Source organism: Mesorhizobium sp. M1A.F.Ca.ET.072.01.1.1 (genome assembly GCF_004023325.1).
Taxonomy (GTDB): Bacteria; Pseudomonadota; Alphaproteobacteria; order Rhizobiales; family Rhizobiaceae; genus Mesorhizobium.
Genome location: NZ_RZSF01000249.1, coordinates 1 through 10339, shown reverse-complemented (window position 1 = coordinate 10339; position 10339 = coordinate 1). Strand labels below are relative to the sequence as shown.

General features: G+C 64.9%; 9 protein-coding genes. 5 read left to right on the top strand and 4 right to left on the bottom strand.

Annotated elements, in window-relative coordinates:
- Together EOA32_RS26865 and EOA32_RS26860 are read left to right on the top strand one after the other, a co-directional pair.
- Positions 1-1032: dihydroxy-acid dehydratase (locus EOA32_RS26865; RefSeq protein ID WP_189407396.1), on the top strand; the 1032-nt coding region annotated here is incomplete at its 5' end.
- A complete protein-coding gene (locus EOA32_RS26860) occupies positions 1019-1846 on the top strand; it encodes a tetratricopeptide repeat protein (protein ID WP_066999951.1) in 828 nt (275 codons plus the stop codon). The genes EOA32_RS26865 and EOA32_RS26860, both read left to right, overlap by 14 nt.
- A gap of 15 nt (positions 1847-1861) precedes the next feature.
- On the opposite strand, the gene EOA32_RS26855 is transcribed toward EOA32_RS26860, so the two are convergent.
- From EOA32_RS26855 to erpA, 4 genes are all read right to left on the bottom strand, one after another.
- On the bottom strand, positions 1862-2137 hold the full coding sequence (locus tag EOA32_RS26855; RefSeq protein WP_066999955.1) for a hypothetical protein: 276 nt from the start codon (positions 2135-2137) through the stop codon (positions 1862-1864).
- A gap of 79 nt (positions 2138-2216) precedes the next feature.
- Positions 2217-3011 carry an exodeoxyribonuclease III gene (gene xth, locus EOA32_RS26850; protein ID WP_128373320.1) on the bottom strand — a complete coding sequence of 265 codons (795 nt, stop codon included), beginning with the start codon at positions 3009-3011 and terminating at the stop codon, positions 2217-2219.
- Between the two features lie 7 nt (positions 3012-3018).
- Entirely contained in the window at positions 3019-3411 is a 393-nt protein-coding gene (locus tag EOA32_RS26845; protein WP_066999961.1) for a VOC family protein, read from the bottom strand.
- A gap of 9 nt (positions 3412-3420) precedes the next feature.
- Positions 3421-3768, bottom strand: coding sequence for an iron-sulfur cluster insertion protein ErpA (gene erpA / locus EOA32_RS26840; RefSeq protein WP_066999964.1), 348 nt, complete (start codon positions 3766-3768; stop codon positions 3421-3423).
- A 70-nt stretch (positions 3769-3838) separates the two neighbouring features.
- On the opposite strand from erpA, the gene EOA32_RS26835 reads away from it, so the two are divergent.
- The 3 genes from EOA32_RS26835 to EOA32_RS26825 all read left to right on the top strand — a co-directional run.
- Positions 3839-5056 (top strand): deoxyguanosinetriphosphate triphosphohydrolase, encoded by a 1218-nt coding sequence (locus EOA32_RS26835; RefSeq protein ID WP_128373319.1) that lies wholly within the window; start codon positions 3839-3841, stop codon positions 5054-5056.
- A gap of 60 nt (positions 5057-5116) precedes the next feature.
- On the top strand, positions 5117-6874 hold the full coding sequence (gene argS, locus EOA32_RS26830; protein WP_128373318.1) for an arginine--tRNA ligase: 1758 nt from the start codon (positions 5117-5119) through the stop codon (positions 6872-6874).
- 103 nt (positions 6875-6977) lie between these two features.
- Positions 6978-10339 (top strand): hypothetical protein (locus EOA32_RS26825; RefSeq protein ID WP_128373317.1); only part of this gene is annotated, 3362 nt, incomplete at its 3' end.

Below are 10339 nucleotides of genomic sequence, written 5' to 3'. Positions count from 1 at the left end.
ATGTCGCGCGACCGGTTCAATTTCGCCTCCGGCGAAAAGGTCATGGAGCTGATCGCGAAAAACATCCGGCCGCGCGACATCGTAACCCGCAAGGCTTTGGAGAATGCCGCGACGGTCGTGTCGGCCACCGGCGGCTCGACCAACGCGGCACTGCATCTGCCGGCGATCGCGCATGAGGCGGGTCTCAAGTTCGACCTCTTCGACGTGGCGGCGATCTTCGAAAAGACGCCTTACATCGCCGACCTCAAGCCCGGCGGCAAATATGTCGCCAAGGACATGTTCGAGGCCGGCGGCATTCCGCTCTTGATGAAGACGCTGCTCGACCACGGCTATCTGCATGGCGACTGCATGACGGTCACTGGCCGCACTTTGGCCGAAAACATGGAGCACGTTGCCTGGAATGAGAGCCAGGATGTTGTGCGTCCCGCCAATCGGCCAATCACCAAGACAGGCGGCGTTGTGGGCTTGAAGGGCAACCTCGCCCCCGAAGGCGCGATCGTGAAGATCGCCGGCATGTCGGAGCTGAAATTCTCAGGCCCGGCGCGCTGCTTCGATTCGGAAGAGGAGTGCTTCGAAGCGGTCACGCAGCGCAATTACCGGGAGGGCGAGGTCCTCGTCATCCGCTACGAGGGGCCGCGCGGCGGTCCGGGCATGCGCGAGATGCTGTCGACGACGGCAGCGCTCTACGGCCAGGGCATGGGCGGCAAAGTGGCGCTGATCACCGACGGGCGTTTTTCCGGTGCTACACGTGGTTTCTGCATCGGCCATGTCGGGCCGGAGGCGGCGGTCGGCGGGCCGATCGGGCTCATCAAGAATGGCGACGTGATCTCTATCGATGCCGTGAATGGCACGATCGAGGTGGCGCTGTCGGATGCCGAACTGGGGGCCCGGGCCAAGAAATGGAAGGCGCGCAAGACCGACTATCAGTCCGGCGCGATCTGGAAATATGCGCAGACCGTAGGGTCGGCCCGTGACGGTGCGGTCACCCATCCGGGCGGCGCAAAAGAAACACACTGCTATGCGGACATTTGAGGTGTTGAGGTCATTTGTCTTGCCGGCACTGGTCGCGGTGGCGACCTTGGGCGCCGTCGGGCAGGTCATGGCCTTCGACGACAAGGTGTTCGACGACAAGACCGGGGTCAAGCCGCAGTCGAGCCCGTGGGCGGTGTTCCAGTTCGGCTTCTCCGCCTACAAGAACGGCCACAAGGACCAAGCGGTCGAGGCCTATAAATATGCCGCCGAGAACGGCCAGATCGGCGCCACCTGGAAGCTTGCGCGCATGTATGCCCAGGGCGACGGCGTGGCCCGCGACGACTATGCGGCCTTCAAGTTCTTCTCCGAGATCGTCGATCAGGATGTCGAGCCCGGCTCGCCCGAGGAAAGCTATGTCTCCGACGCGCTTGTCGCGCTCGGCGACTATCTGCGCAAAGGTATCCCCGGCAGCCCGGTCGAGGAGAACGAGGTTGCGGCGCAGGAATACTACATGCGCGCCGCCGCCAACTACCGCAACCCGAACGCGCAGTTCGAGATCGGTCAGATGTTCCTGAAAGGCGAGGGCGGCGTGAAGGCCAGCGTCAAGCAGGCCGGGCGCTGGCTGCAGCTCGCGGCCGAAAAAGGCCATGCCGGCGCGCAGGCGACGCTCGGCAATCTGTTGTTCCAGAGCGGCAAGATCGTGCGCGGCCTGGCGATGATGACGGCTGCCTTGGAGCGTGCCCCGCCGGCGGATCAGCCCTGGATCCGTAGCATGCAGGAAGAGGCCTTCGCCGCGGCTGGCGAAGCCGACCGTCGCACGGCGATTTCGCTCGCCGACGACATCCTGACCAAGGGCAACAACGGCGACCAGTAGGCCGCAGCTTCGGCTTCAATTTTCGGTAGGTTCCGTCGGCGCCGTGATCGAGGTCGGGTGCAGTTTCGGCGCCTGATTCTCGCCGGGGCAGTCGTCCTGGACCTTCGTCCAGGACGTGTTGTTGAGAACCATGTCGCAGCGGGCGAGGTGACTTTCGCCGGCAATGGTCAGGCAGGCCGTCTCACCGAGCTTGAACGATTTGCCGTTGGCAAGACACTCCGGGGCCGCGAGCGCCGGCGCGGCAAATGCCAGCGCAAGGCCGACCGGGCAAAGAACAAATCGGATCGCCATCGAACCCCGCAACAATCCCGCATCAGACACACGATTTGTGGCGACATCAGGGTTCGGCAAGAGTCCGCAAGCAGCGCCTTCAGACCGGCTGCAAGCGCAGATCGATGGCCACTGGCACGTGGTCGGAAGGTTTTTCCCAGGCGCGGACGTGCTTTTCAACCGAGGCCGACGAGAAGCGGTTAGCGGCTTCGGGAGACAGCAACAGATGATCGATGCGGATGCCGTTGTTCTTCTGCCAGGCGCCGGCCTGATAGTCCCAGAAAGTATAGACATCCGGCGAATCGGTCACGGCGCGCACGGCCTCCGTGAAACCGAGATTCTTCAGGCGGCGGAAGGCCTGCCGTGTCTGCGGCTGGAATAGTGCGTCACTGCGCCAGTTTTCGGGGAACCTGGCGTCGGCGGGCTCGGGGATGACGTTATAGTCCCCGGCCAGCACCAGCGCTTCCTCGAGCCTCAGCCGCTCTTCCGCCCAGCGCTCTAGCCTGGCCATCCATGACAGCTTGTAGGAAAACTTCCGCTCGTCATCGACTGGGTTGCCGTTCGGCAGATAGAGGGAGGCGACCCGCAGCGCGCCCTTATCGGTCGAGAAGACGCCTTCGATGAAGCGCGCGTGGTCGTCGGCATCGTCGCCAGGCAAACCGCGATTGACCTCGTCGAAGGGCAGCTTCGACAGGAGAGCGACGCCGTTGAAGCTCTTTTGGCCGTTGGTCTCGACATTATAGCCCAGCGCCTCGATCTCGGCCCGCGGGAACTGGTCGTCGACGGTCTTGATCTCCTGCAGGCACACGATGTCCGGCGCGCTCTCGGTCAGCCAGTGGGTGAGGTTGCCGATGCGGGCGCGAACGCCGTTGATGTTCCAGGTGACGATCTTCATGCGGACCTCAATGTTCTTCCGGCGCAAGGCGCTCGACGAGGCCGATCGTATTGCCTGCCGGATCCTTTAGAAAGGCCATCCATTCGCTTTCCCCCGCCGGACCGAACCGGCCCTCGGTGTCGCGATGGACCAGCGCCGGCGACGCGGTGAAAGGAACACCGGCGGCTTTCGCCTCGGCATGGAAGGCCTCGAGGCCGGCGATATCGAGATAGACGGTGCCAGGGGGCACGCCGTCGCCAAAGAACAGCCGCACGCCGCCCGCGATGATGAAGGCGATGCCCGGCGGATCGTAGCGCGCATGCACGCTCATGCCGAGCACATCGTGCCAGAAAGCCAGCGTTCTATCGAGATCGCGCCCGGCCGACAGCGCGACCTGACGGACCGCGCCTATCGTGGGCATGGCGGCCCGCTAGACGGAGAAGCTGGTGCCGCAGCCACAGGAGGCGACAGCGTTCGGGTTTCGAATCTGGAAAGACTGACCCATAAGGTCATCGACGAAATCGATCACCGAGCCGCCCATATAGACCAGCGAGAGGTCGTCGATGAGGATCGTGGCGCCATCCTTCTCGATGGCCACGTCGTCGTCGTTGCGACTGTCGACGAGATCGAACTTGTAGGAGAAGCCGGAGCAGCCGCCGCCTTCGACGGAAACGCGCAAGGCATTCTTGCCCGGCTCGCCGGCCAGAATCCTGGCGATCCGCTTCGCGGCCGCTTCGGTCATCTCGACCTTCATGGCAGTCTTGGCATCCGCGCCCATCGGCGTCACCTTGCTTTCGGTTTCCCATGATAGGTATGAAGCTGAGGGGGGCAAGTCAACTGGTGGGCGAATGGGCAAGGGTGCTCTCGGCGATATCGGTTTCGGCTACCGGCCGCGCGCCGTTTACGCGAGCGATCCGGCGCGCTCGCGCGGCCGCCTGTTCGATGAGCCGGAAAGCCCGACCCGCACGCCATTCCAGCGTGACCGCGACCGCATCATCCATTCCACCGCCTTCCGCCGGCTGAAGCACAAGACGCAGGTGTTCGTTGCGCATGAGGGCGATCACTACCGCACAAGGCTGACGCATTCGATCGAGGTGGCGCAGATTGCCCGCGCCCTGGCACGCGCGCTGCGCGTCGACGAGGATCTGGCGGAGGCAGTGGCCTTGGTGCACGATTTCGGTCACACGCCTTTCGGCCATACCGGCGAGGAGGCGCTGAACGAAAAGATGGCCGGCTGGGGCGGCTTCGATCACAACGCGCAGTCGCTGCGCGTCGTCACCCGGCTCGAGCGGCGCTACGCCGAGTTCGACGGGTTGAACCTCAGCTGGGAGACGCTGGAAGGGCTGGTCAAGCATAACGGGCCGCTTACCAATGCAAGCGGGAAGGGGCTCAAGGGCGCCGTGCCGCAGGCGATCCGCGACTATTCCGCACTGCACGACCTCGAGCTCGACCGCTTCGCCGGCATCGAGGCGCAGTGTGCCGCGATCGCCGACGATATCGCCTATAACACGCATGACATCGACGACGGCCTGCGCGCCGGCTTGCTGACGCTGGACATGCTGGAAGACGTCGGCCTGCCGGGCTCGATCCTGAAGCGCGTGCGCGCCCGCTATCCGCAACTCGATGACGTTCGCACCGGCCACGAGCTGATGCGGCGGCAGATCACGCTGATGGTGGAGGATGTCATTGCTGCCGCTGCCGACAATATCGAGCGCCTCAAGCCGGACAGCGCCGATGCGGTGAGGGCCGCGGGTGAGACGATGGTCACCTTCTCGGCCGAGATGGCGGCAGCCGAAAAGGAGCTGAAGGCCTTTCTTTACAAGCATCTCTACCGGCATGCCGAAGTGATGCGCGTGCGGGCCGACGCCGAGCAGATCGTCCGCGACCTGTTCGATGTCTATTTCGCCGACCCGCGCGCCATGCCGGACGGCTGGCGCGAAGGGCTCGACAGGGCGCAGGATCGCATCAAGGCGCGCAGCGTCGCCGATTTCCTGGCCGGAATGACCGATACCTATGCGCTCAAGGAGCACAGGCGATTGTTTGACCATACGCCGGATTTGGGCTAGGGCGAGCCACGATTTTGTCGGCCAAGCAGCCGGTCCCTCTTAAAGCCCAGAGCATACCCGATGAATATCTTCGCCGATTTCAACGCGCGGATCGCAAAAGCCGTCGAAGCCCTTGATCTGAAGGACAAGGATGGCGGAGCGCTGGATCTGTCGCGCATCGCGGTCGAGCCGCCGCGCGACGCCAGTCATGGCGACCTTGCCACCAATGCGGCGATGGTGCTGGCAAAGCCCACCGGCCAGAACCCGCGCGCGCTGGCCGAGCAGCTGACCGCAGCGCTGCGCAGCGATGCCGACATCGCTTCGGCCGAAGTTGCCGGCCCGGGCTTCGTCAATCTCCGGCTGAAGGACGGCTTCTGGCAGGCGCATTTGGCAGTGCTGCTCGGCGAGGGCCGCAACTATGGCCGCTCCAAGATCGGCGGCGGCCGCAAGGCCAACGTCGAGTATGTCTCGGCCAATCCGACCGGCCCGATGCATGTCGGCCATTGCCGGGGCGCCGTCGTCGGCGACACTTTAGCCAACCTGATGGCCTTCGCCGGCTACGACGTGACCAAGGAATATGTCATCAACGATGCCGGCTCGCAGATCGACGTGCTTGGACGCTCGACCATGCTGCGCTATCGCGAGGCGCTCGGCGAAGCCGTCGGCGAGATTCCGCCAGGCCTTTATCCAGGCGACTATCTGATACCCGTCGGGCAGGCGCTGGCCGAACAGTTCGGCCTCGGCCTGCTGGAGATGCCGGAAGACGAAGCGCTGGCGATCGTCAAGGATCGCACGGTCGACGCGATGATGGCGATGATCCGCGAGGATCTGGCGCTGCTCAATGTTCATCATGACGTGTTCTTCTCCGAACGCACGCTGCATGCCGACAACGCCAAGAAGATCCGCGCCGCAATCGCCGACCTGACGCTGAAGGGTCATATCTACAAAGGCAAGCTGCCGCCGCCGAAAGGCGAGAAGCCGGACGACTGGGAAGACCGCGAGCAGACGCTGTTCCGGTCGACCGCGGTCGGCGACGACATGGACCGGGCGCTGGTGAAGTCGGACGGCTCTTTCACCTATTTCGCCGCGGACGTCGCCTATCTCAAGGACAAGGTCGAGCGCGGCTTCGTCGATCTCATCTATGTGCTCGGCGCCGACCATGGCGGTTACGTCAAGCGGCTCGAAGCGCTGGCTCGAGCGGTCGCCGGCGACACGGTCAAGCTCACGGTCCTGCTCTGCCAACTGGTGAAGCTGTTCCGCGACGGCGAGCCGGTCCGCATGTCGAAGCGGTCAGGGGATTTCGTCACGCTGCGCGACGTGGTGGAGGAGGTCGGCCGCGACCCGATCCGCTTCATGATGCTCTACCGCAAGAATGATGCGCCGCTCGATTTCGACTTCGCCAAGGTCACCGAGCAGTCCAAGGACAATCCGGTGTTCTACGTGCAATACGCTTCGGCGCGCTGCCACTCGGTGTTCCGGCAGGCGAGCGAGCAATTGGGCGAAGCGAATTTCGACCGCGACCGGCTTGTGGCCTCGGTTGCGTCGCTGACGGACGAGGGCGAAATCGGCCTGATCCGGAAACTCGCTGAATATCCACGGCTAATCGAATCCGCGGCGCTTGCGCTGGAGCCGCACCGGCTGGCATTCTACCTCTACGATCTGGCGTCGAGCTTCCACGCACACTGGAATCGGGGCACCGACAACCCAGACTTACGTTTTGTTAAGGTTAACGACCCACAATTGACGTATGCCAGACTGGGGCTGGTGCAGGCTGTTTCGGATGTTTTGACCTCCGGCCTGACGCTGATAGGAGCTGATGCGCCTACCGAAATGCGTTAGGTTTGACTAAAAAGCCTGTCACCTTTTGCCCACATTGCGCTGGTAAGGGCCAACCCTGCGCGACGTCCATGGCGTCCGACTGTGTGCGAGTTCGGGAACAATAATGGCAGACAGAACCCAGCTGAAAGTAGCCGCAAGCAATCACATCGCCGACGACGATCCGTTCGCTGAACTGACCCGCATCATGGGTTTCGATCCGCGTCAGCCGGTCAGGCCGCAGACGCCGGCGGCCGCAAAGGCTGCGTCCGCGAACCAGGCTGCCGATGGGGCCGACTTCGACATCGACCTCGAAAAGGAGCTGATGGGCGACTTCGACATTGCCGAGGAAAGCGAGCCGGTGGCGCAGCAGGCTGCCCAGGCTGCGCCGGCTTACTGGGCTGCCACTCTCAGCGACGACGAGCTCGCCGCTTCTCTCGAACGGGATTTCGTCTTTGACGATGCGGCGGATCACGCCCATTTTGCCACGCCCGCTGTTGCCACGCCCCCTGCGCCGGAGCCGGCCGCCGACACGGCATTCGACGATGATTTCGACAAGGCGGTCGCGCGTTCGTTGGAAGTCTCGCCCGTGCAGGACGACCTTTCCGTCGACCAGGAAATGGCGGCCTCGCTGGATGAGGGCTTCTGGATCGACGACCAGCCTGACACGGACGAGAGCGCCGCCGCGGCCGCCGAGCCTGCGGCTGTCGAGCCTGCTGTCCTTGAGCCTGCGGACGAGACGGCGTTCGACGCCGATTTCGACACTGCGGTCCAGATGTCGCTCGAGGACGAGTTGGCCTTCGATGACCGTGATATCGAGCAGCCCGAAGGCCCCGACGTGCAGCCGATCGAGGCTCACGCCGCTGTCGACCAGCCGATCGCCGCTGAAGACTACGAGAGTGGGTCCGATCAGGCCGAATTCGTTCGGGCCGCAGTTGATCAGGCCCATTTCGATCAGGCCCAATCTGATCAGGCCCAATTTGAGCAGGCGACGGCTGATATCGCCATGGATATCGATCAGCCGCAGCATCTGATCCTGGAGCAGGAACTGTCGGTCGATGACGAGCCATCGCCGGCCCTCGAGGCGCCTGTCGAGGCCGAGCATTTCGCCGCCGATCCCGAGCCCGCCTTCGATCCCCAACCCGATCACGGAGCTGTAGCCGATCAGGTCTTCGAAGACGATTTCGAGCTCAGCTTCCGTGACGCGCTTGCCGAGGAGCCGGAAGGCCCGGCTGTCGATCCTGAACCGGTCGCCGGTCACGAGGCTGCGGCTGAAGAGGTCTTCGGAGACGATTTCGAACTCAATTTCGACAACGTGCCGTTCGGGGAACCGGAAGCGCCGGCTGCCGAGCCCGTCGCCGCGGCGGAGCCGTCAATCGCGGAGCCTGCTCCTTCTGTATCGGCACCGGTTCCGCCGGTTGCGGCAGTCGAGCCGGCTAAGCCGGCCGCAGGCGAGCGCAGCCTGGAAGACGAACTCAATGCGCTGCTTGGCGCCATGACGGCGCGGCCGATTCCGGTTGCGCCGGTCCCGGTTGCTCCTGTTCCGGCCGCCGCATCGGAACCGCGGTCGGTCGTTCAGCCGGCTGGCGACACCGACCAGAAGGCTGGCGTGGCCGATGAGCTCGATTGGGACCTCGACGCACGCAACGAGCCCGCCTACGGCACGCAGACCGCCCAGTCCGCCGATGCCGATCTCGATAGGCTGCTCGCCGGCGAACTCGACCGGCAGGGCTTCGAAGGCGATGCCGAACCCAGCATAGATTTCGATGACGAGGCTTTCGACGCCGCCTTCGCCAAGGGCATCGAGATGGACGCGCCGGTCGCGCCTGCCGAACCGCCAAAGTCGTGGAGCCGCGTGACCCCGGTCGCAGCGCCGGTGCACGCCTCTTATGCCACGCAGCCTGCGGCTACGGCGCCGCAAACCGCGGCCCCTGCCTACGAACCGGTGAAGGATTATTCCGCATACGCCAAGCCGGCGCCGCAGATGCCGACGCCTGCCTATCGTGCGGAGCCGGCGAAGGACTATGCCGGTTACGCCACGCCGGCCCCGGCGCCGCAGATGCCGACGCCTGCCTATCGTGCGGAGCCGGCGAAGGACTATTCCGCTTACGCCAAGCCAGCCGCGGCGCCGCAGTCTCGCCATCAGGAGGAAATGCCCGATGTCGAGACGGTCGACGTGCCGGAGCGCGTGGTGGCGTTGGCCGACGACCTCGACATTCCGGAGCTCAGCTTCGAGGAGGATCAGCCTGCGGCGCCTGCCTATGACGATCTCGATGCCGAGTTTGCCGGCCTGCTTAGCGAGATGAACGCAACCGAGATCGCTCAGGCGCCTGTGCAGAGCCGGGGCTATGAGGACGACTCCCTCAATGCCGGATTCAAGACCGGCTACGACCGCCGCGAGTTGCGCGCCGAGACGGCCGCTGCACCGGCGACCCTGTCCCATTCCGCAGCTGCAAGCCAACTCGATGCAGACGATTTGCCCGGCAGCCGGCCGGTCTCGCAGGCGGACGACTTCGCCGTCGACGAACTTGACTACGATCCTGAGCTCGACGAGGCGATGACTGTGCCCGGCTTTGCCGAGCGCGAAGCCGCGAAGCCGCGAAGCCGTGGCATGATGCTTGCCGCGCTCGTCGGCGCCGTTGTGGTCGCGGGCGGTCTCGGCGCTCTCGCCTTCTCCTTTGGCGGCAAGGGCGGCAGCGAAGCGCCCGTGATCGTGAAGGCGGACAATTCGCCGATCAAGGTCAAGCCGCAAAATCCGGGTGGCACTGTGGTGCCGAACCAAGACAACAAGGTCTATGACGCCGTGGCCAAGGGTGGGGCGGCCAAGCCCGCCGAACCGGCGCAGCAGAAACTGGTGACCAACACCGAGGAACCTATCGACGTGGCGTCGAAGGAACCCCCGCAGAGCCGGATCGTCGACCTTTCGCCTGACGACACCGACGCCGCGCCTGGCACCAACTCAGCCGGCAATGCGGCCGCGGCAGCGCCGGTTCCGGACACAGCAGCTCCGGCCGCAGCCGCGCCGCCACCGGCCGAAGCCGCGCCGGCTCCGGAGGCCGCAGCGCCGGCACCGGACGCAGCAGCGCCAGCGCCGGCTGACGCCCAGGCCGCCGCCCCCGCAACCCCACAGCAGGCCGCTCCGGCGCCGAAATCGGAAGACCGCATCGCCCAGGTTCTGCAGGAGGCAGACAAGGGGACCAACAACGATGTCGTCGCCGTGGCGCCGCGCAAGGTGAAGACCATGATGGTGAAGCCTGACGGCTCGCTGGTTCCGCGAGACGACCCGGCTCCCGCGCCGCAGGTCGCGGCGACCGAACCGATCGATCCGGCGCCGCAGCACGTCGCTTCCGCCGGGCAGGGCGATGCCCAGCCGACAGGCGCCGTCACGCCGGCAACCGATCAGGCTGCCGACCAGGGCGGTGATGACCAGAGCGATGCCGCAGCGGTGAAGCCCGCCGCCGCGCCGAAGACCGAAGCCAGGGTCCAGTC

Excerpts from the sequence above, each read along its gene's own strand:
- EOA32_RS26860 (WP_066999951.1), top strand. The coding sequence starts at position 1,019 with ATGCGGACATTTGAGGTGTTGAGGTCATTTGTCTTGCCGGCACTGGTC.
- EOA32_RS26855 (WP_066999955.1), bottom strand. The coding sequence starts at position 2,137 with ATGGCGATCCGATTTGTTCTTTGCCCGGTCGGCCTTGCGCTGGCATTT.
- xth (WP_128373320.1), bottom strand. The coding sequence starts at position 3,011 with ATGAAGATCGTCACCTGGAACATCAACGGCGTTCGCGCCCGCATCGGC.
- EOA32_RS26845 (WP_066999961.1), bottom strand. The coding sequence starts at position 3,411 with ATGCCCACGATAGGCGCGGTCCGTCAGGTCGCGCTGTCGGCCGGGCGC.
- erpA (WP_066999964.1), bottom strand. The coding sequence starts at position 3,768 with ATGGGCGCGGATGCCAAGACTGCCATGAAGGTCGAGATGACCGAAGCG.
- EOA32_RS26835 (WP_128373319.1), top strand. The coding sequence starts at position 3,839 with ATGGGCAAGGGTGCTCTCGGCGATATCGGTTTCGGCTACCGGCCGCGC.
- argS (WP_128373318.1), top strand. The coding sequence starts at position 5,117 with ATGAATATCTTCGCCGATTTCAACGCGCGGATCGCAAAAGCCGTCGAA.